This is a genomic window from Pseudomonas sp. NDM, assembly GCF_003105095.1.
Taxonomy (GTDB): domain Bacteria; phylum Pseudomonadota; class Gammaproteobacteria; order Pseudomonadales; family Pseudomonadaceae; genus Aquipseudomonas; species Aquipseudomonas moraviensis_A.
Genome location: NZ_QETJ01000046.1, coordinates 1 through 26,850, shown reverse-complemented (window position 1 = coordinate 26,850; position 26,850 = coordinate 1). Strand labels below are relative to the sequence as shown.

The following is a 26,850-nucleotide window of genomic DNA, read 5'->3' as shown; positions in this document are numbered from 1 at the left end:
GCGCTAGCCGTCAAGCGGGTCATGCTTTATTATCCAGCATCTTTTTCAGACCATCGAGAGGCGTGCGGCCCACACCGCGGGCAGATGGCACGCAGGAAGCCCGGACTAATAAGATGGCATTGAAATCCCCCGCGTTTCGTAAAAAATTTCCGTTGTTGGTAACCGGCAGTCTGCTGGCTATGCAACCTCTGGCCAGTCAATTCGTTGTTGCCGCCGAGCAGTATGACTGCTCCGTCTCGGCTACGGGTGGCTGGGACTGTGCGCCCAAGTCGCCCGCTGCGGCATTGCCGCCGCGTCCGGTGCATGACGGCAGTGCCGTCAGCGCCGCCGGCGAGCCTGTGGCCGACAAGGGTTCCGACGCCGACACTGGCGCGAAAACCGCACTGGTCACCGAAGCCAAGGGCCGCGGCCTGAAATCCCGTAGCGAAGACTACAGTCACCTCGACTGGGTTCCGCGCGAGAGGCTCACCGCCGCCCAATTGGCCGAGACCGGTCCTTACTGCTCTGGTTCCTATATCGAACCGATTCGTCCTGGCATGAATGACAAGACGAATAAAAGTGATGCGCCGACCTTCATCGGGGCCAAAGCATCGCGTTACGAGCAGGACACCCAGGTCGCCAGCCTCGCCGGTGACGTGATCATGCGTCAGGGCAGCATGCAGGTCGAAGCCGACGAGGCCAACCTGTATCAGGCCGAGAGCCGTGGCGAACTGGCCGGCAACGTACGCATCCGCGACAACGGTGCGCTGATCGTCGGCGACCACGCCGATGTGCAGCTCGACACCGGTGAAGCCAAGGTCGACAACGCCGAGTACGTGATGCACAAATCGCGCATCCGCGGTAACGCGCTGTACGCCAAGCGTGCCGAGAACGCGATCATCCGCTTGAAGGACGGCACGTACACCACGTGCGAACCGAACAGCAACGCGTGGCAGCTCAAGGGCAACAACATCACATTGAACCCGGCCACCGGTTTCGGTACCGCGACCAACGTGACCTTGCGCGTCAAAGACATTCCGATTCTGTACACGCCGTACATCTACTTCCCGATCGATGACCGCCGCCAGTCAGGCTTCCTGCCGCCGACCATCGGTTCGGGCAGCGACACCGGCTTCATGCTGGTCACCCCGTACTACTTCAACCTGGCGCCGAACTATGACGCCACGTTGTACCCGCGCTACATGAGCAAGCGCGGCATGCTGGTGGAAGGCGAATTCCGTTACCTGACCAAGTCGAGTGAAGGTCAGTTCGGGGCCTCGTACCTGAACGACGAGAACGACGATCGCAAACGCCAGTCCGACTACAACGAGACTCGCTACATGTACAACTGGCAGCACAAGGGCGGTCTCGACTCCCGCGTGCTGACCCAGGTCGATTACACCAAGATCAGTGACCCCTACTACTTCCAGGATCTGGAAACCGACCAGATTGGCGTTAAGAGCAGTGACTTTGTGAATCAACAAGGTCTGGTTTCTTACCGTGGTGATTCCTATACCGCCACGTTGAACGCTCAGAAGTATCAGTTGGCCACCGTTTCGAACATTACGCCTTACGGACGTCTGCCGCAGATCACCTTCAATGGTCAACTGCCCTATCATCCAGAAGGCCTCGATTTCGATTATCAGACCGAGCTGGTGCGTTTCGACCGCGACCTGAGAAGCGGCACCTTTGTCCAGGAAGACGGCATTACCACCGAGCCGCGTCTGGACAACAACATCACCGGCCTGGCTCGTGCCAATGGCGATCGCTTGAATCTGAAGCCGGGCGTCAGCCTGCCGATGAGCTGGACATATGGCTTCCTGAAGCCATCGCTGAAATATCAGTACACCCAATATCAGCTTGATCTGGACAACACCGGTAAAGCGCAGATCGATGCGCTGTCGCCAGCAAACCAGAAGCTCTACGGCAAGTTCGACAGCAACCAGAATCGTGGCGTACCGATCGCCAGCATTGATAGCGGCCTCTACTTCGACCGAAATACTTCGTACTTCGGCAAGAACTATCGCCAGACTCTGGAACCACGCCTGTTCTACCTGTACGTCCCTGAGGTCGATCAGGAAGATATTCCGGTGTTCGATACCAGCGAAACGACGTTCAGCTACTCCTCGCTGTTCCGTGACAACCGCTTTACCGGCGCCGACCGTGTCGGGGACGAAAACAAGCTGTCGCTGGGCGTAACCAGCCGCTGGATCGAAGACAATGGTTTCGAGCGTCAGCGCATCAGCGTAGGCCAGGCTTATTACTTCAAGAATCGCGAAGTGCAGTTGCCTGGTATCGATGCGAAAACCCGTGAAGATTCCAAATCCAGTGTCTCGCCGTACGCGCTTGAATACGAGTACCGCTGGAACCGCGACTGGCGCGCCACAGCCGACTACAACTGGGACCCGGACAGCCGCAGCCCGCGCTCCGGCAGTGCGATGTTCCACTACCAGCCAGCAGACAACCCGAACAAGGTCATCAATGCCGGCTATCGCTATCGTAATGATCAGGTTCGTTACGACCAGAACACCGGTCAGTGGTCGGTGGGCGGTGGTGACTACGGCGTTCCCGGGCAGCCTGGCTACGTGAAGGATTACTACAAGATCCAGCAGCATGACTTCTCCGTCATCTGGCCGATCGTTCCACAGTGGAACGCCATCAGCCGCTGGCAGTACGACTACAACCGCAATCGCACCCTGGAAGCCTTCGGTGGTTTCGAATACGACAACTGCTGCTGGAAACTGCGCCTGATCAATCGTTACTGGGTTTCCTATGACGAGTTCAGCCAGGAAGCTCCGCAAAACGAAAAAGGCGACCATGGCGTCTTCCTCCAAATTGTTCTGAAGGGGCTCGGCGGCCTGACTGGCGCCAAGGTAGAGAGCTTCCTCGACAAAGGCATTCAAGGTTATCGTGAACGTGAAGACCAAGCTTTCTGATTGTCTGCGCCCGCTGCTGCTGGGCGCGCTGTTCCTGGGTACGGCGGCCAACGCCGCCGTGCAGTCCATCGATAAAGTGGTAGCGATTGTCGACAACGACGTGGTCATGCAGAGCCAACTGGACCAGCGCGTTCACGAAGTTCAGCAGACCATCGCCAAGCGCGGGGGCGGCCTGCCGCCTCCGGGCGTGCTCGATCAGCAAGTGCTCGAGCGCCTGATCGTCGAAAACCTGCAATTGCAGATCGGCGAACGTTCCGGTATCCGCATCACTGACGAAGAACTCAACCAGGCCGTCGGCACCATCGCCCAGCGCAACAACATGACTGTTGATCAGTTCCGCGCTGCGCTGGCTCGTGATGGCCTGAACTATGACGACGCCCGTGATCAGATCAAACGCGAAATGATCATCAGCCGTGTGCGTCAGCGACGCGTGGCAGAACGCATTCAGGTTTCGGAGCAGGAAGTGAAGAACTTCCTCGCCTCCGATCTCGGCAAAATGCAGCTGTCCGAAGAACTGCACCTGGCCAACATCCTGATCCCGACCCCGGAAAGCGCCAACTCTGATGCCATTCAGAGCGCCGCGCGCCAGGCGATGGAGGTTTACCAGCAGCTCAAGCAAGGCGCTGACTTCGGTCAGATGGCCGTGGCCAAGTCCGGCAGCGACAACGCGCTGGAAGGCGGCGACATGGGCTGGCGTAAAGCCGCGCAACTGCCACCGCCGTTCGATCGTCAACTGAGCAGCATGGCCGTCGGCGACATCACCCAACCTGCACGCACCCCGGGCGGTTTCATCATTCTGAAGCTGCTGGGCAAGCGTGGCGGCGAAGCGCAGATGCGCGACGAAGTGCATGTGCGGCACATCCTGGTCAAGCCAAGCCCGATCCGCGACGAGGCCAAGACCAAGGCACTGGTGCAATCGTTGTATGACCGCATCAGCGCCGGCGAAGACTTTGCCGAGCTGGCAAAAAACTACTCGGAAGATCCGGGTTCCGCGCTCAATGGCGGCGACCTGAACTGGATCGACCCGAACGTACTCGTACCGGAATTCCGCGAAGTGATGGCCTCGACTCCACAAGGCCAGCTGTCCAAGCCATTCCAGACCCAATACGGCTGGCACGTGCTGGAAGTCCTTGGCCGTCGCGCCACCGACAGCACCGAGCAGGCCCGTGAGCAGCAAGCCATGACCGTACTGCGTAACCGCAAATACGACGAAGAGCTGCAAACCTGGCTGCGTCAGATCCGTGACGAAGCGTACGTAGAGATCAAACTCCCTGGTGCAGACCAGGCAGCGCAGTGAAACCCAAGCGTTTCGCGCTGACACCCGGCGAACCAGCCGGCATCGGTCCCGACCTGTGCCTGCTGCTCGCCTCGCAAGCCCAGCCACATCCCCTGATTGCCATCACCAGCCGCGACCTGCTCCTTGAGCGGGCCGCGCAACTGGGGCTGGTCGTCAATCTGCTGGATGCCACCCCGGATAAGTGGCCTGATGTTCCGGCACCCGCCGGTGGCCTGTATGTCTGGGATACGCCGCTCAGCGCACCGGTAGTTGCCGGGCAACTGGACAAGGCCAACGCGGCGTTCGTCCTCGAAACCCTGACCCGCGCTGGCAACGGCTGCCTGAACGGCGACTTCGCCGGGATGATCACAGCGCCGGTGCATAAAGGCGTGATCAACGAGTCAGGCATCGCCTTCTCCGGACACACCGAGTTTCTTGCCGACCTGACGCACACCGCGCAAGTGGTCATGATGCTTGCGACGCGTGGTTTGCGCGTGGCGCTGGTCACCACGCACCTGCCCCTGCGCGAGATTGCCGATGCGATCACCCCAGAGCGGCTGGAGCGCGTCACGCGAATCCTGCACGCCGATCTGCGAGACAAATTCGGCATTGCCCAGCCACGCATTCTGGTCTGCGGACTCAATCCGCATGCCGGTGAAGGCGGCCACCTGGGCCATGAAGAAATCGACATCATCGAACCGACCCTGGAGCGCCTGCGCAGCGAGGGCATGGACCTTCGTGGCCCGCTGCCTGCCGACACTCTGTTTACCCCCAAATATCTGGAGCACTGCGATGCAGTGCTGGCGATGTACCACGACCAGGGCTTGCCCGTGCTCAAGTACAAAGGCTTCGGCGCTGCCGTCAATGTGACGCTGGGCCTGCCGATCATCCGCACCTCGGTCGACCATGGCACCGCCCTGGACCTGGCCGGCAGCGGCAGGATCGACACCGGCAGCCTGCAAGTGGCCCTGGAAACCGCCTACCAGATGGCCGAGACCCGTTTATGAACGAGCAATACCAACACAAGGCGCGCAAACGCTTTGGTCAGAACTTTCTCCACGATGCTGGCGTTATCGACCGCATCCTGCGCTCGATCCATGCCAAGGCTGACGATCGCCTGCTGGAAATCGGCCCGGGCCAGGGTGCCCTGACCCAAGGGTTGCTTGGCTCCGGCGCCCAACTCGACGTGGTGGAACTGGACAAGGATCTGATCCCGATCCTTAACCAGCAGTTTGCCGGCCTGAGCAATTTCAACCTGCATCAGGGCGATGCGCTGAAATTCGACTTCAATACGCTGAACGCCGCGCCGAACAGCCTGCGGGTGGTCGGCAATCTGCCGTACAACATCTCCACGCCGCTGATTTTCCACCTGCTGAACAACGCCGGCATCATCCGCGACATGCACTTCATGTTGCAGAAAGAAGTGGTCGAGCGCCTGGCCGCAGGCCCGGGTGGCGGTGACTGGGGTCGTCTGTCGATCATGGTTCAGTACCATTGCCGCGTCGAACATCTGTTCAACGTCGGCCCGGGCGCGTTCAATCCGCCGCCGAAAGTCGACTCGGCGATCGTTCGTCTGGTGCCCCACGCGGTATTGCCACACCCGGCCAAGGATCACAAGTTGCTCGAGCGCGTTGTGCGCGAAGCGTTCAATCAGCGCCGCAAAACCCTGCGCAATACCCTCAAGCAATTGCTCAGCAACGCCGAAATCGAAGCCGCCGGCGTCGATGGCAGCCTGCGTCCCGAGCAACTTGATCTGGCCGCATTCGTGCGCCTGGCCGACCAGCTTGCGATACAGGTACCGGCAGCTCCCGCCGCCGACTGACCAGCGATGAACGCTATCGGGCAGCACTCCACTCTGGTTTACTGCCCGATACTTGCCTAGACTGATTCCCCATCAGCTACGCCCCGCGTTCCGCTTCGTTAAGGCCTTCTTGCATGTCCGATTCCCGTTATCAGGTCGATGTCAGCGTCGTCACCCACTATCTGGCAGACCAATCGCAACCCGAACACGACCGTTTCGCCTTCGCCTACACCATTACCGTGCAGAACAACGGTGAGATTGCGGCCAAACTTCTCTCCCGGCATTGGGTGATTACCGATGGCAATGGCCATGTCGAAGAAGTACGCGGTGAAGGGGTCGTCGGCCAGAAGCCGCTGATCGCCGCGGGCGAAAGCCACACGTATACCAGCGGCACGGTAATGATCACCAAGGTCGGCACCATGCAGGGCACCTATCAAATGCTCGCCGATGACGGCAAGCATTTCGATGCAGTCATCAAACCGTTTCGCCTCGCTGTACCCGGAGCCCTGCACTGATGACGACTTACGCCGTCGGTGACCTGCAGGGCTGCCTCGAACCGCTCAAGTGTCTGCTCAAGCAAGTTGCCTTTGACCCGGCGCTGGATCGGCTGTGGCTCGTGGGCGACCTGGTCAATCGTGGCCCGCAGTCGCTGGAAACCCTGCGCTTTCTCTACCAGATGCGTGAGTCACTGGTGTGCGTGCTCGGTAATCACGACCTGCATCTGCTGGCCGCTGCGAAGAAAATCGAGCGTTTGAAGAAAAGCGACACGTTGCGCGAAATCATCGAGGCGCCGGATGGCCCGCAACTGATGGAATGGCTGCGCCAGCAGAAGCTGATGCATTACGACGAAATCCGTGATGTCGCCATGGTTCACGCTGGCATCCCGCCACAATGGTCGCTGCGCCGCGCCTTGAAGTGCGCCGCCGAAGTCGAGACCGCGCTGCGCGACGACAACGTGTTCCCCGCCTACCTCGACGGCATGTACGGCAACGAGCCGGCAAAGTGGGATAACGACCTCAAAGGCATCGATCGCCTGCGGGTGATCACCAATTACTTCACGCGCATGCGCTTTTGCACCGCCGAGGGCAAGCTTGACCTCAAGAGCAAGGAAGGCCTCGACAGCGCCCCGCCCGGCTACAAGCCGTGGTTTCAGCACAAGGAGCGCAAGACCAAGGGCCTGCGCATCATTTTTGGTCACTGGGCAGCGCTTGAAGGCAATATCCACGAGCCGGGCATTTCAGCGCTGGACACCGGATGCGTATGGGGCGGCAGCCTGACGCTGATGAACGTCGACAGCGGCGAACGCCTGTCATGCAAATGCGATGAACACGGCGGGCTTGCGCACACGGTCGCGCCACTTATCTCCGAATCTTCGCCAGTCGGCGCACCGCGCTAGACTGCGCCTTCAGTTGAGCAACAGGAACTTTGTCATGAGCGAATTCAAACGAATCCCCCCGGAACAGGCCCAGGCCCTGCGTGAACAAGGCGCCGTCGTAGTCGACGTGCGCGACCCGGCTACCTTTGCCTCACTGCATATCAGCGGCTCGAAGCATCTCGACAACCATTCGCTGCACGCTTTCATTCAAGGCGCCGACCTGGATGCACCGACCGTCGTGGTCTGCTACCACGGCAATTCCAGTCAGGGCGCAGCTGCCTATCTGGTCGGCCAAGGTTTCTCCGACGTCTACAGCATGGATGGCGGTTTTGAGCTGTGGCGTACGACCTATCCTTCGGAAACTGCACAAGGCAGCGAAGAATAATTTTTTTGCGCGGCGCAGGCCCCGGCTTCCGTGGGCCTGCGCGCGGCAGACAAACGGTCTGCCACAACTAATTACGTATCTCGCCTTTACCTCTCGAATTCCCAACTATCCTTAAGCGCAGGCCATCCAAAACAGGGGAGAGCCGGTACACCGGCGCGCGGGTCATCGGGAGTAGCTTTCGCGGTTTGTCGACCGTGGAAGAATTCTGGGGGGTAAACAGCAGCTGCCATAGCGACTGCTGCCAGCATCGACTGAGTGATCCGGCGTCGGCTCCACGTATCGAGCGAGGTGACGTCATGAGTATCTTTAGCCACTTCCAACAACGCTTCGAATCCACACGCCAGGAAGAACTTTCTCTGCAGGAGTACCTGGAGCTGTGCAAAAAGGATCGCAGCGCCTACGTTTCCGCCGCCGAGCGTCTGTTGATGGCGATCGGCGAACCGGAACTGCTCGACACTTCGACCAATTCGAGGCTGTCGCGCATCTTCTCCAACAAGGTGATCCGTCGCTATCCGGCCTTTGAAGACTTCCATGGGATGGAAGAATGCATCGACCAGATCGTCTCGTATTTCCGCCACGCCGCCCAAGGCCTGGAAGAGAAGAAACAGATCCTCTATCTGCTCGGCCCCGTGGGTGGCGGTAAATCGTCCCTGGCCGAGAAGCTGAAGCAACTGATGGAAAAAGTGCCCTTCTACGCCATCAAGGGCTCGCCGGTCTTCGAATCGCCTCTGGGTCTGTTCAACGCCACTGAAGATGGCGCGATCCTTGAGGAAGACTTCGGTATCCCACGGCGCTACCTGAACACCATCATGTCGCCCTGGGCGACCAAGCGCCTGGCTGAATTCGGCGGCGACATCAGCCAGTTCCGCGTGGTCAAACTGTACCCGTCGATCCTCAATCAGATTGCCGTCGCCAAGACCGAACCCGGTGACGAGAACAACCAGGATATCTCGGCGCTGGTCGGCAAGGTCGATATTCGCAAGCTCGAAGAATTCCCGCAGAACGACGCCGACGCCTACAGCTACTCCGGTGCGCTGTGCCGGGCCAACCAGGGCCTGATGGAATTCGTCGAAATGTTCAAGGCGCCGATCAAGGTGCTGCACCCACTGCTGACCGCCACGCAGGAGGGTAACTACAACAGTACCGAAGGCCTCGGCGCGATTCCGTTCACCGGCATCCTGCTGGCTCACTCCAACGAATCGGAGTGGCACACCTTCCGCAACAACAAGAACAACGAGGCGTTCATCGACCGGATCTACATCGTCAAAGTGCCGTACTGCCTGCGCGTCAGCGATGAAGTGAAGATCTACGACAAATTGCTGTTCAACAGCTCCCTGTCCAAGGCGCATTGCGCACCGGACACCTTGAAGATGCTCGCGCAGTTCACCGTGCTGTCGCGCCTCAAGGAACCGGAAAACTCCAACATCTATTCGAAGATGCGCGTCTACGACGGTGAAAACCTCAAGGACACCGATCCGAAGGCCAAGTCGATTCAGGAGTACCGCGACTCGGCCGGTGTCGATGAAGGCATGAACGGTCTGTCGACCCGCTTCGCCTTCAAGATCCTGTCCAAGGTGTTCAACTTCGACCCGCATGAAATCGCCGCCAACCCGGTGCACCTGCTCTATGTGCTGGAACAGCAGATCGAACAGGAGCAGTTCCAGGCTGAAACCCGCGAACGCTATCTGCGTTATCTGAAGGAATACCTCGCCCCGCGCTACATCGAGTTTATCGGCAAGGAAATCCAGACTGCTTATCTCGAGTCCTACAGCGAGTACGGTCAGAACATCTTCGATCGCTATGTGCTGTACGCGGACTTCTGGATTCAGGATCAGGAGTATCGCGATCCGGAAACCGGCGAGATCCTCAACCGCGTGGCCCTGAACGAAGAACTGGAAAAAATCGAAAAACCGGCCGGCATCAGCAATCCGAAGGATTTCCGCAACGAAATCGTCAACTTCGTCCTGCGCGCCCGGGCCAACAACAACGGCAAGAACCCGACCTGGCTCAGCTACGAAAAACTGCGGGTGGTCATCGAGAAGAAAATGTTCTCCAACACCGAGGACCTGCTGCCCGTCATCAGCTTCAACGCCAAGGCCAGCAAAGAGGATCAGCAGAAACACAACGACTTCGTTACACGAATGGTTGAACGTGGCTACACCGATAAACAGGTACGGCTTCTGTCCGAATGGTACCTGCGGGTCCGCAAGTCGCAGTGAGGCAGCTGCAAGCTACAAGCCACAAGCTGCAAGAAAAAGCGCGTAGAGGCTGATTCTGGCCCATTCGCCTCTACTTGCAGCTTGCAGCTCAAAACTTGAAGCTCCCCGGAGGGGCCTTATGAGCTATGTGATCGACCGACGCCTCAATGGCAAGAACAAGAGCACGGTGAACCGTCAGCGTTTTCTGCGGCGTTATCGTGACCACATCAAAAAGGCTGTCGAAGAGGCAGTCAGCCGGCGCTCCATTACCGATATGGAGCACGGGGAACAGATCAGTATTCCTGGTCGCGATATCGACGAGCCGGTGCTTCATCATGGACGCGGCGGTAAACAGACCGTGGTGCATCCCGGCAACAAGGAATTCACGGCCGGTGAACACATTGCGCGCCCACCCGGAGGCGGAGGTGGCCGCGGTCCGGGCAAGGCGGGCAATTCCGGCGAAGGCATGGACGAGTTCGTCTTCCAGATCACCCAGGAAGAATTTCTCGAATTCATGTTCGAAGACCTCGAACTGCCGAATCTGGTCAAACGCAATCTGACCGGCACCGACACGTTCAAAACGGTACGCGCCGGGATCAGCAACGAGGGCAATCCGTCACGGATCAATATCATCCGCACCCTGCGCTCAGCTCACGCGCGTCGTATTGCCCTGTCCGGCAGCAGCCGCGCGAAACTGCGCGAAGCCAAGGAAGAGCTGGCGCGGCTCAAGCGCGAAGAGCCGGACAATTTCGGTGATATCCAGGAACTCGAAGCCGAAATCGAGAAACTCAGCGCACGGATCCATCGCGTGCCGTTCCTCGATACCTTCGACTTGAAATACAACCTGCTGGTCAAGCAACCGAACCCCAGCTCGAAAGCGGTGATGTTCTGCCTGATGGACGTTTCCGGCTCGATGACGCAAGCGACCAAGGATATCGCCAAGCGCTTTTTCATCCTGCTATATCTGTTCCTCAAGCGTAACTACGACAAGATCGACGTGGTGTTCATCCGCCACCACACCAGTGCCCGGGAAGTCGACGAAGAGGAGTTTTTCTACTCACGGGAAACCGGCGGCACCATCGTTTCCAGCGCCTTGAAGCTGATGCAGGAAATCATGGCCGAGCGCTATCCAAGCAACGAGTGGAACATCTATGCCGCTCAAGCCTCCGACGGCGATAACTGGAACGACGACTCGCCGATCTGCCGTGACATTCTGATCAATCAGATCATGCCGTTTGTGCAGTACTACACTTATGTGGAGATTACCCCACGCGAACATCAGGCCCTGTGGTACGAGTACGAACGCATCGCCGAAGCCTTCTCTGACACTTTTGCCCAGCAGCAACTGGTCTCGGCCGGAGATATCTATCCGGTCTTCCGTGAACTCTTCCAGCGCAGGTTAGTGACATGACCGCCAAAGAGCAGAAGCGCCAACCGATTTCCACAGGCTCCGAATGGACATTCGAGCTGATCCAGACCTACGACCGCGAAATTGCCCGGATCGCGGCCCGCTATGCGCTGGATACCTACCCCAACCAGATCGAAGTGATCACCGCCGAGCAGATGATGGATGCCTACGCCTCGGTGGGCATGCCGCTGGGCTATCACCACTGGTCCTATGGCAAACACTTCCTCAGCACCGAGAAATCCTACAGTCGCGGGCAGATGGGCCTGGCTTACGAGATCGTGATCAACTCCGATCCGTGCATCGCCTACCTGATGGAGGAGAACACCATTTGCATGCAGGCGCTGGTTGTGGCTCATGCCTGCTACGGCCACAACAGTTTTTTCAAGGGCAACTACCTGTTCCGCACCTGGACCGACGCCAGTTCGATCATCGATTATCTGGTGTTCGCCAAGCAGTACATCATGCAGTGCGAAGAGCGCCATGGCATCGATGCGGTGGAAGATCTGCTCGACTCCTGTCACGCGCTGATGAACTACGGTGTCGACCGCTACAAGCGTCCGTATCCGATTTCCGCCGAGGAAGAGCGCCGGCGCCAAAAGGATCGCGAAGAGCACATGCAGAAGCAGATCAATGATCTGTGGCGCACCATCCCCAAGGGTGCGGACAAATACAGCGACAAGGACAACGCCCGCTTTCCGGCCGAGCCGCAGGAAAACATCCTCTATTTCATCGAGAAGCATGCACCTCTGCTGGAGCCGTGGCAGCGCGAGATCGTGCGAATCGTGCGCAAGATCGCCCAGTATTTCTATCCGCAGCGCCAGACCCAGGTGATGAACGAAGGCTGGGCAACGTTCTGGCATTACACGCTGATGAATGACCTGTATGACGAAGGCCTGGTCACTGATGGCTTCATGATGGAGTTCCTCACTTCGCATACCAGCGTGGTGTTCCAGCCGGGTTTCGACAGTCCGTACTACAGCGGTATCAACCCGTATGCGCTGGGCTTCGCCATGTACCGCGACATTCGGCGCATGTGCGAAGAGCCAACCGAGGAAGACCGTCGCTGGTTTCCGGATATCGCCGGCTCCGACTGGCTGTCGACCATCAAGTTCGCCATGAGCAGTTTCAAGGACGAGAGTTTTATCCTGCAGTACCTGTCACCCAAGGTGATCCGCGATCTGAAGCTCTTCAGCATCCTGGATGACGATCAGAAGGATGACCTGCTGGTGCCGGCCATTCATGACGAGGGCGGCTACCGCATCATCCGCGAAACCCTGGCTGCGCAGTACAACCTCGGCAATCGTGAACCCAACGTGCAGATCTACAGCATCGACCGGCGCGGCGACCGCTCCCTGACCCTGCGTCATCAGCAGCACGACCGTAAACCGTTGGGCGACTCCACCGAGGAAGTGCTCAAGCACTTGCACCGGCTATGGGGTTTCGACATTCATCTGGAAACCCTGCAGGGTGACCAGATCATGAAAACCCATCACGTCCCGCCGCGCAGTGAACACAGCGAAGGCGATTACGGCCGGCTCGACCTGGCCGTGATTCATCTTTGATCCGGTTCTGGCCTCCGCAAGTCTGACGCAAAGGTTATCCTGTCGGACTGACGGAGGTTTTTTTATGCAGGTTTACAAGGTTGGCGGCGCGGTACGTGATCGCCTGTTGGGATTGCCGGTCACTGATGTCGACCGGGTCGTGGTCGGCGCGACCACTGAAGAAATGCTCGCCAAGGGATTCCGCCCGGTTGGCGCAGATTTTCCGGTGTTTCTGCACCCGAAGACCGGCGAGGAATACGCCCTCGCCCGCACCGAGCGCAAAAGCGGGCGCGGCTACGGCGGCTTCACTTTCCATGCAAGTCCCGAAGTCACGTTGGAAGAAGACCTGATTCGCCGCGACCTGACGATCAATGCCATGGCTGAAGACGATCAGCTCAACCTGACCGATCCCTATCATGGCCAGCGCGATCTTGAAGCGCGAATTCTTCGTCATGTTTCCCCGGCGTTCGCCGAAGATCCACTGCGTGTGCTGCGCGTTGCCCGTTTCGCCGCGCGCTATGCCGAACTGGGCTTCACGGTCGCAGACGAGACAATGGAGCTGATGCGTCAGCTCAGCGAGTCCGGGGAACTGCAGGCACTGACGGCCGAACGCAGCTGGAAGGAAATTTCCCGGGCGCTGATGGAAAACCACCCGCAGGTATTCGTCCAGGTGTTGCGCAACTGCGGCGCCCTCAAAGTGCTGATGCCGGAGGTTGACGCCTTGTTCGGCGTACCGCAGCCGCAGGCCCATCACCCGGAAATCGACACAGGCCTGCACACCCTGAGCGTGCTGGAACAATCAGCCCTGCACAGGCAACCGCTGACGGTGCGCTGGGCCTGCCTGCTGCATGACTTGGGCAAAGGCCTGACGCCAGAAGAGGAATGGCCTCGGCATATCGCTCATGAGCACACCGGGCTGAAGCTGATCAAAGCGGTCAACCAGCGCTTCAAGGCACCCAAGGATTGTCAGGAACTGGCTCTGCTGGTCGGCCAGTATCACACCCATGGGCACCGGGCTCTGGAGTTGAAGGCGTCCACATTGCTGGAGTTGCTGCAGAGCTTCGATGTCTATCGGCGGCCGCAGCGCTTCGAGGAGTTCATCGCTGCGTGCGAGATGGATGCTCGTGGCCGCAAAGGCCTGGAGCAGCGCAGTTATCCACAGGCGGAATATCTGCGTGGGGCGGCGAAGGCTGCGCGAGAAGTGGCGGTGCAGCCACTGCTGGAAATGGGCTTCAAGGGCCCTCAGTTGGGCGAAGCGCTGAAGCGTGAGCGGCTCAAAGCGTTAAAGACCTACAAAGAATCGGCGTCGGTTTAAAAAAAGCATCGCGAGCAGGCTCACTCCTACAGGGGAATGCGTTCCAAAATGTAGGAGTGAGCCTGCTCGCGATGGCGCCCGTTGGTCAGCGCAAATCCGAAGGCGTGAGCTGCTCCCCCCGCCATTCGAACGCAACCGGCGCCAACACCTGATCAATCTGCGCCTCAGCCCACAACGTCGCAAAACTCTTGCCCACACCCGGATGCACCCGCTGCGGCGCGATCAATGACAGCGGCCACAGCACGAAAGCGTTTTTCAGGATTTCCGCCCGCGGCAGAGTCAATCCGTCGAAATTACCCACCAGATCGCCATACAGCAGCACGTCGATATCCAGCGGCAACCCCTTGCGATCCGGTGCATAACGACCGTTATCCGCCTCGATGAATTTCAAGCGCCGATCCAGCTCCATCAATGGCAGATCGGTGTACGCCGAAACCACGAAATTGAAGAACGGCCCGCTCTTGATGCCCACCGGCTGGCTCTCGAACACCGCCGAACAACGGATATCCACCAGAAATTTCGCCAGCGCATCGAGACCGGCACGCAAATGGGTTTCCCGCTCGATATTGCTACCGAGCCCGAGGTAGACCTGAGTCAGCGACATCCGCGCTCGATCTCCACACCCACACCGCCCTTGGCTGCCGGCACGGCGCCCGGCTTGGTCAGCTTCAGTCGTACCCAGGTGATGTTGAATTCGGCCATGAGCACTTCAACCAGACGCTCGGCAAAGGTCTCGACCAGTTGGAACTGCGCCTGCTCGGCAAAAGCCTGGATGCGCGTGGAAACGCTGGCGTAATCGAGCGCCAGGGTCAGGTCGTCACCAGCGGCGGCCGGGCGATTGTCCCAGGCGAAGCTCAGATCAAGACGCAGGCACTGACGGATGCCGCGCTCCCAGTCGTAGGCACCGATCACGGTGTCGACTTCCAGGCCCTCGATAAACACTCTGTCCAAGCACTTCTCTCCGCTGCACGACAAGGGCGCGATGCGCCGTTAGAATCAGGGCGTCCTCGCCCGGAATAGTTAGCATGTTTTGGTTACTGGCGATTCTCGCCTACCTGCTCGGCTCGCTGTCCTTCGCCATTTTGCTCAGCCGCCTGACCGGAAACCCGGATCCGCGAATGAGTGGCTCGGGTAATGCCGGCGCCACCAACATGCTGCGCCTGGCCGGTCGCAAACTGGCGATCCTGACCCTGCTCGGTGATCTGTGCAAAGGCCTGCTGCCGGTGCTGATCGCATCGAGCGCGGGCCTTTCGCTGCAGGATCAGGCGTGGATTGGCGTGTGCGCCGTGATCGGTCACCTGTTCCCGCTGTACTTCCGCTTTCGTGGCGGCAAAGGCGTCGCCACTGCCGCCGGCATGTTGCTCGGCCTGTATCCACCTGCCGCGCTGCTGGCGGTGTGCGCCTGGCTGCTGACGTTCTACCTGACTCGCACCAGTTCGCTGGCAGCGCTGATTGCCACTCCGTTGACCCTGCCGCTGCTGGCCTGGCAGGAACCGGAGGCCTTGTTGCCAATGAGCGCGCTGACCTTGCTGATTGTCTGGCGTCATCGCGGCAATCTACGCGACCTGTTTGCCGGGCGCGAACGGCATTTTTGAATGACGTCCGCGAGCATCGCTGATCACAATGCCGACAACTGCTCCATCGGCCAGCGCGCCTGCACGGTGATGGCCAGACTTTCCTGCTGACCGGCCTTGAGGCGCTGGCATCCGGCAAACGCGATCATTGCGCCATTGTCGGTGCAGAACTCGGGACGCGCGTAGAACACATCGCCCTTCATATCGCCGAGCATCTTTTCCAGGGAAATCCGCAACGCCTTGTTGGCGCTGACGCCGCCGGCGATCACCAGCCGCTTCATGCCCGCCTGTTTCAGGGCGCGCTTGCACTTGATGGTCAAAGTCTCCACCACGGCCTGCTGGAACGCCAGCGCGATGTCGCAACGGGCTTGTTCGCCGTCGTCCCCGGCGCTGACGCATTGCTGCCAGGTGTTGAGGGCGAAGGTTTTCAGGCCGCTGAAGCTGAAATCCAGCCCCGGACGATCACACATCGGACGCGGGAAGGTAAAACGTCCTGCGACGCCCTTCTCGGCCAGCTTGGCGATTTCCGGCCCGCCGGGATAATTGAGGCCCATCATCTTCGCGGTCTTGTCGAACGCTTCGCCGGCCGCATCGTCGAGTGTCTCGCCAAGCAGGCTGTATTGGCCGATGCCGTCGACCTGAACCAGCTGCGTATGACCACCGGAAACCAACAAAGCGACGAACGGGAATTCCGGTGGTTTCGGCTCCAGCATCGGTGCCAGCAGGTGGCCTTCCATGTGGTGCACGCCAAGCGCCGGAATGCCCCAGGCAAACGCCAGTGCCTGCGCGCAGGATGCACCGACCAGCAGCGCGCCGACCAGGCCAGGACCCGCGGTATAGGCGATTGCGTCGATCTCGGTCGGCACGCAGTCGGCCTCGGCCAACACCTGACGGATCAAGGGCAGCATGCGTTTGACGTGGTCACGCGAAGCCAGCTCCGGCACCACACCGCCATAGACGCGGTGCAGGTCGATCTGACTGAACAGCGCATCGGCCAGCAGGCCGCGCTCGCTGTCATACAATGCGACGCCGGTTTCGTCGCAGGAGGTTTCTAATCCCAGTACTAGCATGGGTTTGCGCCTTGTTTAGGCTGAATTCGAAGGCGCGCATAATAGTCGCCACGTGATGCCCCGACCAGCGGTTTTCGATCAGAGGCTTTGCATTCCGAGCGATGAGGGGTTAACATCCGCAACCCTTAAAAACCGACGTCTTCAAGTGCTCTTTTGCCGCGAGGATGTTGACCCCGGTAATGAATGAAGGTAGCTCTGGATGCCAGCCGTCAAAGTAAAAGAGAACGAACCCTTCGACGTAGCTCTGCGTCGTTTCAAGCGCTCCTGCGAAAAAGCCGGTGTACTGGCTGAAGTTCGTAGCCGCGAATTTTACGAGAAGCCAACTTCTGAGCGTAAGCGCAAGGCAGCAGCCGCTGTTAAGCGTCACGCCAAGAAAGTTCAGCGCGAACAGCGCCGCGCCGTTCGTCTGTACTAATACACAGACGTTCGTAGCAAGCTTCTTGCCTAAGCCCGGCCCTCAGCCGGGCTAATGGCATTTGCGTAAAACGCTTGATGCTTCACCGTCGACGCCGCCGATGCGACCGAGACAAATCTGCTTCACCGCGTCAGGCCTGGCTCTTTTGCCAGCGGTGCACGTCTTTTCTGACGAGCCTTTCAAGGCTACTGACGAGCACACCCACTGATTCCTCTTACGACGATCAGCCCAAGGCACCTGCATGCGTGCCCGCTTTATTGAGCTATCCGAGGCCGACAACCGGCCGTCAGCGGATTCAGCGCAACACTTTCAAATAGTCGAAGACTGATAGGTACTAACGTCAGTGGATTTTCGGCAGATACACTTCCCGACAGCGATCACGCAGACGACACCGGTCGAGCCGCACTTTTTGTGCGTTTCCAACAATGGCCCGCGTCCGACAGCCTGGCGCAACGGATTTATTGCAGCGCAGACGACGAGAATGCCATGGCCGGGCTGATTCCCCAGAGCTTCATTGACGACCTGCTGAACCGCACCGACATCGTCGACGTGGTCAGCTCGCGCGTGCAATTGAAGAAGGCCGGCAAGAACTACACCGCCTGCTGCCCGTTCCATAAAGAGAAAACCCCGTCATTCAGCGTCAGCCCCGACAAGCAGTTCTATTACTGCTTCGGCTGCGGCGCTGGCGGCAACGCCCTCGGCTTTCTCATGGATCACGACAACCTGGATTTCCCCCAGGCCGTCGAAGATCTGGCCAAAGCCGCCGGCATGGAAATCCCCCGCGAAGAAAGCGGCCGCGAGCGCAAGCCGCGCCAGCCGACCGATTCGCCGCTGTACCCGCTGCTCACCGCCGCCGCTGACTTCTATCGGCAGGCACTGAAGAGTCATCCATCGCGCAAGGCCGCAGTGGATTACCTCAAGGGTCGCGGCCTGACCGGCGAGATCGCCCGGGATTTCGGCCTCGGTTTTGCGCCACCGGGCTGGGACAATCTGCTCAAGCATCTGAGCAGCGACACCCTGCAACAGAAGGCCATGATCGAAGCCGGTCTGCTGATCGAGAACGCCGAAACCGGCAAACGCTATGATCGCTTCCGTGATCGCGTAATGTTCCCGATCCGCGACACCCGTGGACGGATCATTGCCTTCGGCGGCCGCGTACTCGGTGACGACAAGCCCAAGTACCTGAACTCACCGGAAACCCCGGTATTCCATAAAGGCCAGGAACTCTACGGCCTCTATGAAGCGCGCAAGAACAATCGCAACCTCGACGAAATCATCGTCGTCGAAGGCTACATGGACGTCATCGCCCTCGCCCAGCAAGGCTTGCGCAATGCCGTCGCCACGCTGGGCACCGCGACCAGCGAAGAACATTTGAAGCGCCTGTTCCGCGTCGTGCCGAACGTATTGTTCTGCTTCGACGGCGACCAGGCCGGCCGCAATGCCGCGTGGCGCGCACTGGAGGCGACCCTGCCGTGCCTGCAGGACGGTCGCCGCGCACGATTCCTGTTTCTGCCCGAAGGCGAAGACCCGGATACCCTGGTGCGCGCCGAAGGCACCGACGCTTTCAAGGCGCGCATCAATCAGCACGCGCAGCCGCTGGCCGATTATTTTTTCCAGCAACTGACCGAAGAAGCCGATCCGCGCTCCCTCGAGGGCAAGGCGCACATGGCCACCCTCGCTGCGCCGCTGATCGACAAGGTGCCGGGCGCAAACCTGCGCATTCTCATGCGTCAGCGCCTGACCGAGATCACCGGCCTGAGCAGCGAGACCGTCAGCCAATTGGTCCAGAGTGCACCGCAGGAAGCACCGCCCGCCTATGATCCGGGCATCGATTACGACGCCATGCCGGATTACAGCGACTACCATCAGCCGCAGGCACAGGACATGTATGTGCCGCAGCAGGAATGGACGCCGAAGAAACCCGGCGCCGGCGGCAAGAAGTGGGACAAGAAACCGTGGGAGAAGAATGGCAAGCGTGGCGGCGACCGTGAACCGCAGCGCCCGCGCACGCCGATTGGCGTTGAATCGCCAACCCTGACGGCCCTTAGAACATTGCTCCATCATCCGCAACTGGCCAAGCGCGTCGAAGACGCCGGGCACATTGCCGATGAAAATCAGACCAACGCCCAACTGCTTGTGGCGCTGCTCGAAGCCGTGCAGAAGAATCCCAAGCTAAACTCATTTCAGTTGATCGCGCGATGGCACGGTACTGAACAGGGTCGTTTGCTCAAGGCACTGGCAGAAAAGGAATGGCTGATTGACGGAGATAACCTTGAACAACAGTTTTTCGACACCATTACTAGCTTGTCAGCCCGCCAACGCGAGCGAAATCTCGAACAGTTACTCAGGAAAGCGCGGCAAAGCGAACTGAGCGTCGAAGAGAAAAATCAACTGCGCGACCTTTTAAGTCGCAATGTTTCCGCATCAAACCCGACCTCAACTGGCGCGTGAGGTCATAGCTCAGGTATAATCCTCGGCTTGTTTTTTGCCCGCCAAGACCTTCAGTGGATAGGGTGTTATGTCCGGAAAAGCGCAACAGCAGTCTCGTATTATTGAGTTGATCAAACTGGGTCGTGAGCAGAAGTATCTGACTTACGCCGAGGTCAACGACCACCTGCCCGAGGATATTTCAGATCCGGAGCAGGTGGAAGACATCATCCGCATGATTAACGACATGGGGATCCCCGTACACGAGAGTGCTCCGGATGCGGACGCCCTTATGTTGGCCGACGCCGATACCGACGAGGCCGCTGCGGAAGAAGCAGCCGCTGCGTTGGCGGCGGTGGAGACCGATATTGGTCGCACCACTGACCCGGTGCGCATGTACATGCGTGAAATGGGTACGGTCGAGCTTCTGACCCGTGAAGGCGAAATCGAAATCGCCAAGCGGATCGAAGAAGGCATTCGTGAAGTGATGAGCGCAATCGCGCATTTCCCTGGCACGGTTGACCACATCCTCTCCGAGTACACCCGCGTCACCACCGAAGGTGGTCGCCTGTCCGACGTCCTGAGCGGTTATATCGACCCGGACGACGGCATCGCGCCGCCTGCGGCAGAAGTGCCGCCGCCGGTCGATCCGAAAGCCGTCAAGGCCGACGACGACACCGACGACGATGAAGCCGACTCTTCCGATGACGAAGAAGAAGCCGAAAGCGGTCCGGATCCGGTCATTGCTGCGCAGCGCTTCGGCGCCGTGGCCGACCAGATGGAAATCACCCGCAAGGCCCTGAAAAAGCACGGTCGTCACAACAAGGCAGCGGTTGCCGAGTTGCTGGCCCTGGCCGAGCTGTTCATGCCGATCAAACTGGTGCCGAAGCAATTCGAAGCCCTGGTCGAGCGTGTACGCAGTGCCCTGGATCGTCTGCGTCAGCAAGAGCGCGCGATCATGCAGCTGTGCGTACGTGATGCACGTATGCCGCGCGCCGATTTCCTGCGTCAGTTCCCGGGCAACGAAGTCGACGAAAGCTGGTCCGACGCCCTGGCCAAAGGCAAGAGCAAGTACGCCGAAGCCATCGGTCGCGTGCAGCCGGACATCATCCGTTGCCAGCAGAAACTGATCGCGCTGGAAACCGAGACCGGTCTGACCATCGCCGAAATCAAGGACATCAACCGTCGCATGTCGATCGGTGAGGCCAAGGCCCGCCGCGCGAAGAAAGAGATGGTTGAAGCCAACCTGCGTCTGGTGATCTCGATCGCCAAGAAGTACACCAACCGCGGTCTGCAATTCCTCGATCTGATCCAGGAAGGCAACATCGGTCTGATGAAAGCGGTGGACAAGTTCGAATATCGTCGCGGTTACAAGTTCTCGACTTATGCCACCTGGTGGATCCGTCAGGCGATCACTCGCTCGATCGCCGACCAGGCCCGCACCATTCGTATCCCGGTGCACATGATCGAGACGATCAACAAGCTCAACCGTATTTCCCGGCAGATGCTGCAGGAAATGGGTCGCGAACCGACCCCGGAAGAGCTGGGCGAACGCATGGAAATGCCTGAGGACAAGATCCGCAAGGTACTGAAGATCGCCAAAGAGCCGATCTCCATGGAAACCCCGATCGGTGATGACGAAGACTCCCATCTGGGCGACTTCATCGAAGACTCGACCATGCAGTCGCCAATCGATGTCGCCACGGTGGAAAGTCTGAAGGAAGCGACTCGCGAAGTACTGTCCGGCCTCACTGCCCGTGAAGCCAAGGTATTGCGCATGCGCTTCGGTATCGACATGAACACCGACCATACGCTCGAAGAAGTGGGCAAACAGTTTGACGTAACGCGTGAGCGGATCCGTCAGATCGAAGCCAAGGCGCTGCGCAAGCTGCGCCACCCGACGCGAAGCGAGCATCTGCGCTCCTTCCTCGACGAGTGATACCAGAACCCCCGGCCCAGGCCGGGGGTTTTGTTTTATGGCAGATTAAATTCCCCGCCCCACCCTCCCCGCCGCATACCCCGTCTACACTCGAAACAATCACCCCCAGCCCTGACGAGAGCGTTATGCCCAGACTGGCGCCCGTGCTGTTTCTGCTGTCATTGATGATCTGCACCGCCACGGCTGACGCGCTGACTCTCACCGATGAAGAACGCAGCTGGCTGGCGGCTCACCCTGACTTGCGCCTGGGTGTCGATGCATCGTGGCCGCCCTTCGAATTTCGCGACGACCAGAACCGTTATCAGGGTCTGGCTGCCGACTATATCGACGTGATCCGTCAACGTCTGGCGATCAAGCTGACGCCCATCGAACCGGTGAGCTGGACGGTGGTGCTGGAGCAGGTCAAGAAGGGCAAGATCGATTTGCTGCCGGGGATCATGTCTACGCCGGAACGCCAGAACTATCTGTCATTCACCCGGCCGTACCTCGACTTTCCGATCGTCATCCTCGCCCATGTCGGCGGCGCCCAGCCGCGCAAACTCGATGACCTGTATGGGCTGAAAATCGCCGTGGTGGACAACTACGCCCCCCACGAACTACTACGCACTCACCACCCCGACCTGAATCTGGTCGCCATGCCCAACGTCAGTTCGGCGCTGCAAGCCCTGGCGACTGATGAAGTGGACGCGGTGGTCGGTGACCTGGCTTCCAGCGTCTGGAGCCTGCGCCAGCTCAAACTCGACGGCCTCTACGTCAGCGGCGAAACCCCGTATCGCTATCAACTGGCGATGGCCGTCCCCCGCGACAACAAGGTGCTGGTGGGGATTCTCGACAAGGTCCTTGCCGACATGACGCCGGCGGAAATCAGCAGCATCCAGGAGCATTGGGTCGGCAATGTGCTCGACCATCGCTCGTTCTGGTCAGACCTGCTGGTGTATGGCCTGCCCGGTCTGTTACTGCTGATCACCGTCCTCGCCGTGGTGATTCGCATCAACCGCCGCCTGAGCTCGGAAATCACCCGGCGCATCGACCTCGAGCAGGAATTGCGCAGCAGCGAATATCACTACCGTGGCCTGGTCGAAAGCTTGTCGGCGATTGCCTGGGAAGCGCGGATGAGCGACTTCACCTACAGCTATGTCTCGCCTCACGCTGAAGACTTGCTCGGCTATCCACAGTCCCATTGGCTGATTCCGGGCTTCTGGCACAACATCATTCACCCCGCCGACCTGACCCGCACGCAGAACTATTGCAAGGAAGCGCTGCGACAGGGCCGCGATCACATCGTCGACTATCGCGTCATCACCGCCGACGGCCGCTGCCTGTGGGTGCGCGACATTGTCAGTCTGATCGAGCATGGCCACGAACCGGTGATGCGCGGTTTGATGATCGACATCAGCGAAATCAAGCGCACCGAAGAGGCGCTGCGCCTGTCGGAACAGAAATTCGCCTCGGTGTTCGAACAGTGTCCGGACATTCTGGTAATTGCGCGGATGTCCGACGGCTGCTTGCTCGAGGTCAACGAGGCCTTCGAAGAGCAGATCGGTCTCAGGGCCGAGGACGTGATCGGCCAAACCGCCACCCACCTCAATATCTGGGGCATTCCCGGCGTCGGCCCGGGCCTGTTGCAGCGCTTGCAGGCTGGCAGCATTCGTAATCTGGAGATGCCCTTTCGCCGCAACAACGGCCAGGTATTCACCGGGCTGATTTCCGCCGAACCCTTCGACCTCGACACCACCCCGGCGCTGGTGGTCGTGGTGCGCGACATCAGCCAGCTCAAGGAAACCCAACAGCAATTGCAGACCTCGGAAGAGAAGTTTGCCAAGGCTTTTCATGCGTCGCCGGACGGTTTGCTGCTGTCGCGCCAAAGCGACGGCCTGTTGTTGGAGGTCAACGAAGGTTTCAGCCGCATCACCGGTTTCAACAGCGCCATGTCAGTGGATCGGTCAACGCTGGATCTCGGGATCTGGGTCAACCTCAACGAACGCAAACAGATGCTCGACCTGTTGCACCGCGACGGTTTTGTCCGTGACTTCACCTGCCATATCCGTCGCAGTGACGGGCAGATTCGCCTGTGTGAAGTCTCCAGTCGCCCGCTGCCGATCGGCGACGAAGACTGCATGCTGACCATCGCCCGGGACATCACCGAGCGCCATCTCATGCAGGAAAAACTGCAGCAGGCGGCGACGGTTTTCGAAAGCACCGCTGAAGGTGTACTGATCACCGACACCCAGCAACACATCAGCGCGGTCAATCGCGCCTTCACCGAAATCACCGGCTACAGCGAAAGCGAGGCGCTGGGCCACACGCCAAGGCTATTGGCGTCTGGGCTGCATGACAGCGCGTTCTACGCGGCGATGTGGCACCAATTGACCGACGAGGGACACTGGCAAGGCGAGATTTCCAACCGGCGCAAGAACGGCGAGCTGTACCCGAGCTGGCTGACCATCAGCGCCGTGCGTAATCGCGACAAGTTCATCACCCACTTCGTCGCGGTATTCGCCGATATTTCCAGCCTCAAGCACGCCCAGGCCAAGCTCGATTACCAGGCTCACCACGACCCGCTGACCGGCCTGCCCAATCGCACTTTGTTCGAAAGTCGCCTGCAAATGGCCTTGACCAGCCAACAGGAAAATGGCGGCCAGGGCGCGGTGCTGTTTCTCGATCTGGACCGCTTCAAGCACATCAACGACAGCCTCGGCCACCCGGTGGGCGACCTGTTGCTCAAGGGCATCGCCGTGCGTTTGAAGGAACAGTTACGAGATATCGACACCGTCGCCCGATTGGGCGGTGACGAATTCATCATTTTGCTGCCGGGCTTGCAGCAAGCCAGCGACGCCGACAACATCGCGACGAAACTGCTCAATTGCTTCGGCGCGCCGTTCCAGGCCGGCGAACACGAGTTCTTCATCAGCGCCAGCATCGGCACCAGTCTCTATCCACGCGACGGTTGCGACGTGGCGACGCTGGTGAAAAACGCTGACGCGGCGATGTACCGTTCCAAAGCCAAGGGGCGCAATCGCGTCGAAAGCTACACCCGCGACCTCACCGCCCAAGCCAGCGAACGCATAGCACTGGAACACGAACTGCGCCGCGCCATCGAGCGCGACGAGCTGTTTCTCTACTACCAACCGAAAATCAGCCTGGTCGACCACAGTCTGGTGGGCGCCGAAGCACTGATTCGCTGGCGTCATCCGACCTTCGGCGAAGTGCCGCCCGAGCACTTCATCCCGCTGGCCGAAGAGAACGGCATGATCCTGCAGATCGGCGATTGGGTGCTGGAAACCGCATGCCGGCAGATGTTCGAGTGGAACCGGATTTATCAACCGCTCGGCCCGCTGTCAGTGAACCTCGCCGGAGCGCAGCTGCGTCAACCGAACCTGCTGGTACGCATCGAGCAACTGCTCAAGGAAAACCGCCTCAGGCCGGATTTACTGCAACTGGAAATTACCGAGAATTTCATCATGAGTCAGGCCGAAGAGGCGCTGGCGGTGCTGCACCAGCTCAAACACCTCGGCGTACAGCTGGCGATCGACGACTTCGGCACCGGCTACTCCTCGCTCAGCTACCTCAAACGCCTGCCGTTGGACATCCTCAAGATCGATCAGTCTTTCGTCCGCGGACTGCCCGACGATCCCCACGACGCGGCGATCGTACGCGCCATCATCGCGCTAGGGCGGAGCATGCAATTCACGGTGATTGCCGAAGGCGTGGAAACCCAGGCCCAACAACAATTCCTCGCCGCGGAAGGTTGTGAACAGATCCAGGGCTACATCGTCAGCCTGCCGCTGCCACCGAATGAATTCGCCGCCACGTTTCTGCATGTGACCGTATCGGATTTTTCGGATAGCACAGCCGCGAAACCGTCGCTATAATCCGCGGCCTACTGAGGGCCTATAGCTCAGTTGGTTAGAGCAGAGGACTCATAATCCTTTGGTCCACGGTTCGAGTCCGTGTGGGCCCACCAAATTGAAAAGCCGCGCCGAATGCGCGGCTTTTTTGTGGGCGAGTGGTTGGGTTGCGTCTTGGCGTGCGCAATGTTCGGAAGACCTGACCAGAGCTGTAGGAAAGATCCGAAGCTGCGGTTTTGAGCGGTAAGACGTCTGTTGATGATGTCTTCGCAGGGATACTCTCGAGACGTCGCTGCTTATCAGCGACCGGGGCTTGGAAATCCGTACAAATCAATACGTCCGGCGACAGTAACAATGGAATGGAAAGACCTGATAATTGGCGGACGCAAATACTGCATGGCGCATTTACAACCCTTCGAACTCGCATTTGAAGTGGCTGCGCAGCAGCTGGTTGTCAGGTTTGAATTCGGGTTCCACTGTTTTACCGATGACAAAGGTCACGGCCAGCCACTAAGACACAGGGGAGAAGTTCGGTATTTTTGTGCGGACCGCCACCACTGCAGCAGCCAGATTACGGATTACTTGCACAAACGCTTTTTCAAAGGTCTGGCTGTGCCCTTCTACGTAGAAAACAGTCAGCGCTATTACTGTCTGGACTTGCATGACTACGCGGTCTTTTTTTCTATCAGCAAGCCGCAGCACTCAACGAACCGTCTCAAACTCCGGATCATTTCCGCCTACGAGGTCGCTGAGTGGGGGCGGTCGAAGCTGCCGAAAGGAAAACCACATAACGTCCGCTACATCCTGGAAATGCGAAACACGGGAAAGTCCATTTGAGAGAAAGCAAAAAGCCCCGACGCATGCACATCGGGGCTTTCTGTAAATCTCAATATCGGCCTGTCCTTTCACGGTTTCCCGCTTATCCCGCTCACTGGCTAGGAGTAGCTTGCGCCACCGAAATCAACACCCTTTGCTTGCAAAGTTCCGGTCTGTGCTGACGTGCCGATGATAGCCCTTGAACCTGACAAGAGCAACCGTCACGGCCGCCAACTCCCCCCCATCAACCGATGGTGCTGCGAGTATGCCCAATGCAATTGACCCTGTAACATCCGTAATCTCACCGCCCCACACCAATGGAGCCTCCCTTGCCAGACACCCGCCCCCCCACCCTCGACGCCATCGATCCCCAGCAGGACGCCGCGCCGACAATTAACGCCCAGGAAAGCCTTGACATGCTCGCCCGTCAACTAGGGATTTGTCGCCATACGGTGACGTCGGGCCCGGGCCGGGTGGAAAAACGCCAAGTGATCACCGGCGATGGGGTGGGGCCGCGGCAGCGCGGGGTAGAGGGTGGTGTGCAGGG

20 protein-coding genes, 1 tRNA gene and 1 pseudogene are annotated in these 26,850 nt (G+C 59.3%); 19 read left to right on the top strand and 3 right to left on the bottom strand.

Annotated features, from left to right (window positions below; translation table 11 throughout):
* Positions 1-113 precede the first annotated feature (113 nt).
* From DCO47_RS12360 to DCO47_RS12310, 11 genes are all read left to right on the top strand, one after another.
* Positions 114-2,915: an LPS-assembly protein LptD gene (locus DCO47_RS12360; protein ID WP_116658185.1), complete on the top strand. Its 2,802-nt coding sequence runs from the start codon at positions 114-116 to the stop codon at positions 2,913-2,915.
* Positions 2,890-4,212, top strand: a complete 1,323-nt coding sequence (gene surA, locus DCO47_RS12355; protein WP_177434340.1) for a peptidylprolyl isomerase SurA — start codon at positions 2,890-2,892, stop codon at positions 4,210-4,212. Before DCO47_RS12360 ends, surA begins: the two co-directional genes overlap by 26 nt.
* Positions 4,209-5,198, top strand: coding sequence for a 4-hydroxythreonine-4-phosphate dehydrogenase PdxA (pdxA, locus tag DCO47_RS12350; RefSeq protein WP_116658184.1), 990 nt, complete (start codon positions 4,209-4,211; stop codon positions 5,196-5,198). The genes surA and pdxA overlap by 4 nt, the downstream gene beginning before the upstream one ends.
* Entirely contained in the window at positions 5,195-6,013 is an 819-nt protein-coding gene (gene rsmA / locus DCO47_RS12345; RefSeq protein ID WP_083353694.1) for a 16S rRNA (adenine(1518)-N(6)/adenine(1519)-N(6))-dimethyltransferase RsmA, read from the top strand. The genes pdxA and rsmA overlap by 4 nt, the downstream gene beginning before the upstream one ends.
* 113 nt (positions 6,014-6,126) lie before the next feature.
* On the top strand, positions 6,127-6,507 hold the full coding sequence (gene apaG / locus DCO47_RS12340; RefSeq protein WP_042610118.1) for a Co2+/Mg2+ efflux protein ApaG: 381 nt from the start codon (positions 6,127-6,129) through the stop codon (positions 6,505-6,507).
* Positions 6,507-7,388, top strand: a complete 882-nt coding sequence (locus tag DCO47_RS12335; protein WP_064365401.1) for a symmetrical bis(5'-nucleosyl)-tetraphosphatase — start codon at positions 6,507-6,509, stop codon at positions 7,386-7,388. Before apaG ends, DCO47_RS12335 begins: the two co-directional genes overlap by 1 nt.
* Before the next feature lie 34 nt (positions 7,389-7,422).
* The gene (glpE, locus tag DCO47_RS12330) at positions 7,423-7,752 is read left to right on the top strand and encodes a thiosulfate sulfurtransferase GlpE (RefSeq protein ID WP_042610116.1); all 330 of its coding nucleotides are present in this window, start codon (positions 7,423-7,425) and stop codon (positions 7,750-7,752) included.
* A gap of 296 nt (positions 7,753-8,048) precedes the next feature.
* The gene (locus tag DCO47_RS12325; RefSeq protein ID WP_039757710.1) at positions 8,049-9,971 is read left to right on the top strand and encodes a PrkA family serine protein kinase; all 1,923 of its coding nucleotides are present in this window, start codon (positions 8,049-8,051) and stop codon (positions 9,969-9,971) included.
* A 118-nt stretch (positions 9,972-10,089) separates the two neighbouring features.
* Positions 10,090-11,361, top strand: a complete 1,272-nt coding sequence (locus tag DCO47_RS12320) for a YeaH/YhbH family protein (protein WP_039757709.1) — start codon at positions 10,090-10,092, stop codon at positions 11,359-11,361.
* The gene (locus DCO47_RS12315) at positions 11,358-12,920 is read left to right on the top strand and encodes a SpoVR family protein (RefSeq protein WP_024014545.1); all 1,563 of its coding nucleotides are present in this window, start codon (positions 11,358-11,360) and stop codon (positions 12,918-12,920) included. The genes DCO47_RS12320 and DCO47_RS12315 overlap by 4 nt, the downstream gene beginning before the upstream one ends.
* Before the next feature lie 64 nt (positions 12,921-12,984).
* Positions 12,985-14,214: a multifunctional CCA addition/repair protein gene (locus tag DCO47_RS12310; protein ID WP_116658183.1), complete on the top strand. Its 1,230-nt coding sequence runs from the start codon at positions 12,985-12,987 to the stop codon at positions 14,212-14,214.
* Between the two features lie 85 nt (positions 14,215-14,299).
* Here DCO47_RS12310 and folK read toward each other — a convergent pair whose 3' ends face one another.
* Entirely contained in the window at positions 14,300-14,818 is a 519-nt protein-coding gene (gene folK / locus DCO47_RS12305) for a 2-amino-4-hydroxy-6-hydroxymethyldihydropteridine diphosphokinase (RefSeq protein WP_042610112.1), read from the bottom strand.
* Positions 14,809-15,165 (bottom strand): dihydroneopterin aldolase, encoded by a 357-nt coding sequence (folB, locus tag DCO47_RS12300; RefSeq protein ID WP_064365404.1) that lies wholly within the window; start codon positions 15,163-15,165, stop codon positions 14,809-14,811. The genes folK and folB overlap by 10 nt, the downstream gene beginning before the upstream one ends.
* Before the next feature lie 74 nt (positions 15,166-15,239).
* Between folB and plsY the strand changes: the two genes are divergently transcribed.
* Entirely contained in the window at positions 15,240-15,809 is a 570-nt protein-coding gene (gene plsY / locus DCO47_RS12295) for a glycerol-3-phosphate 1-O-acyltransferase PlsY (RefSeq protein ID WP_024014548.1), read from the top strand.
* Positions 15,810-15,832: 23 nt separating this feature from the next.
* On the opposite strand, the gene tsaD is transcribed toward plsY, so the two are convergent.
* Positions 15,833-16,858: a tRNA (adenosine(37)-N6)-threonylcarbamoyltransferase complex transferase subunit TsaD gene (tsaD, locus tag DCO47_RS12290; RefSeq protein ID WP_042610110.1), complete on the bottom strand. Its 1,026-nt coding sequence runs from the start codon at positions 16,856-16,858 to the stop codon at positions 15,833-15,835.
* Positions 16,859-17,057: 199 nt separating this feature from the next.
* On the opposite strand from tsaD, the gene rpsU reads away from it, so the two are divergent.
* From rpsU to DCO47_RS27145, 7 genes and pseudogenes are all read left to right on the top strand, one after another.
* Positions 17,058-17,273, top strand: coding sequence for a 30S ribosomal protein S21 (gene rpsU / locus DCO47_RS12285; protein WP_002551877.1), 216 nt, complete (start codon positions 17,058-17,060; stop codon positions 17,271-17,273).
* A 486-nt stretch (positions 17,274-17,759) separates the two neighbouring features.
* Positions 17,760-19,724, top strand: a complete 1,965-nt coding sequence (gene dnaG / locus DCO47_RS12280) for a DNA primase (protein ID WP_116658182.1) — start codon at positions 17,760-17,762, stop codon at positions 19,722-19,724.
* 67 nt (positions 19,725-19,791) lie between these two features.
* A complete protein-coding gene (gene rpoD / locus DCO47_RS12275; RefSeq protein WP_042610108.1) occupies positions 19,792-21,639 on the top strand; it encodes an RNA polymerase sigma factor RpoD in 1,848 nt (615 codons plus the stop codon).
* A gap of 125 nt (positions 21,640-21,764) precedes the next feature.
* On the top strand, positions 21,765-25,511 hold the full coding sequence (locus DCO47_RS12270; RefSeq protein ID WP_116658181.1) for a bifunctional diguanylate cyclase/phosphodiesterase: 3,747 nt from the start codon (positions 21,765-21,767) through the stop codon (positions 25,509-25,511).
* 15 nt (positions 25,512-25,526) lie between these two features.
* Positions 25,527-25,603: transfer RNA gene (locus DCO47_RS12265), tRNA-Ile, on the top strand.
* A 280-nt stretch (positions 25,604-25,883) separates the two neighbouring features.
* The gene (locus DCO47_RS12260; RefSeq protein ID WP_116658189.1) at positions 25,884-26,324 is read left to right on the top strand and encodes a hypothetical protein; all 441 of its coding nucleotides are present in this window, start codon (positions 25,884-25,886) and stop codon (positions 26,322-26,324) included.
* 308 nt (positions 26,325-26,632) lie between these two features.
* A pseudogene (locus DCO47_RS27145) lies at positions 26,633-26,850 on the top strand (AsnC family transcriptional regulator); the annotation flags it as partial.

Excerpts from the sequence above, each read along its gene's own strand:
- DCO47_RS12360 (WP_116658185.1), top strand. The coding sequence starts at position 114 with ATGGCATTGAAATCCCCCGCGTTTCGTAAAAAATTTCCGTTGTTGGTA.
- rsmA (WP_083353694.1), top strand. The coding sequence starts at position 5,195 with ATGAACGAGCAATACCAACACAAGGCGCGCAAACGCTTTGGTCAGAAC.
- apaG (WP_042610118.1), top strand. The coding sequence starts at position 6,127 with ATGTCCGATTCCCGTTATCAGGTCGATGTCAGCGTCGTCACCCACTAT.
- DCO47_RS12335 (WP_064365401.1), top strand. The coding sequence starts at position 6,507 with ATGACGACTTACGCCGTCGGTGACCTGCAGGGCTGCCTCGAACCGCTC.
- glpE (WP_042610116.1), top strand. The coding sequence starts at position 7,423 with ATGAGCGAATTCAAACGAATCCCCCCGGAACAGGCCCAGGCCCTGCGT.
- DCO47_RS12325 (WP_039757710.1), top strand. The coding sequence starts at position 8,049 with ATGAGTATCTTTAGCCACTTCCAACAACGCTTCGAATCCACACGCCAG.
- DCO47_RS12320 (WP_039757709.1), top strand. The coding sequence starts at position 10,090 with ATGAGCTATGTGATCGACCGACGCCTCAATGGCAAGAACAAGAGCACG.
- DCO47_RS12315 (WP_024014545.1), top strand. The coding sequence starts at position 11,358 with ATGACCGCCAAAGAGCAGAAGCGCCAACCGATTTCCACAGGCTCCGAA.
- DCO47_RS12310 (WP_116658183.1), top strand. The coding sequence starts at position 12,985 with ATGCAGGTTTACAAGGTTGGCGGCGCGGTACGTGATCGCCTGTTGGGA.
- folK (WP_042610112.1), bottom strand. The coding sequence starts at position 14,818 with ATGTCGCTGACTCAGGTCTACCTCGGGCTCGGTAGCAATATCGAGCGG.
- plsY (WP_024014548.1), top strand. The coding sequence starts at position 15,240 with ATGTTTTGGTTACTGGCGATTCTCGCCTACCTGCTCGGCTCGCTGTCC.
- tsaD (WP_042610110.1), bottom strand. The coding sequence starts at position 16,858 with ATGCTAGTACTGGGATTAGAAACCTCCTGCGACGAAACCGGCGTCGCA.
- rpsU (WP_002551877.1), top strand. The coding sequence starts at position 17,058 with ATGCCAGCCGTCAAAGTAAAAGAGAACGAACCCTTCGACGTAGCTCTG.
- dnaG (WP_116658182.1), top strand. The coding sequence starts at position 17,760 with ATGGCCGGGCTGATTCCCCAGAGCTTCATTGACGACCTGCTGAACCGC.
- rpoD (WP_042610108.1), top strand. The coding sequence starts at position 19,792 with ATGTCCGGAAAAGCGCAACAGCAGTCTCGTATTATTGAGTTGATCAAA.
- DCO47_RS12270 (WP_116658181.1), top strand. The coding sequence starts at position 21,765 with ATGCCCAGACTGGCGCCCGTGCTGTTTCTGCTGTCATTGATGATCTGC.
- DCO47_RS12260 (WP_116658189.1), top strand. The coding sequence starts at position 25,884 with ATGGCGCATTTACAACCCTTCGAACTCGCATTTGAAGTGGCTGCGCAG.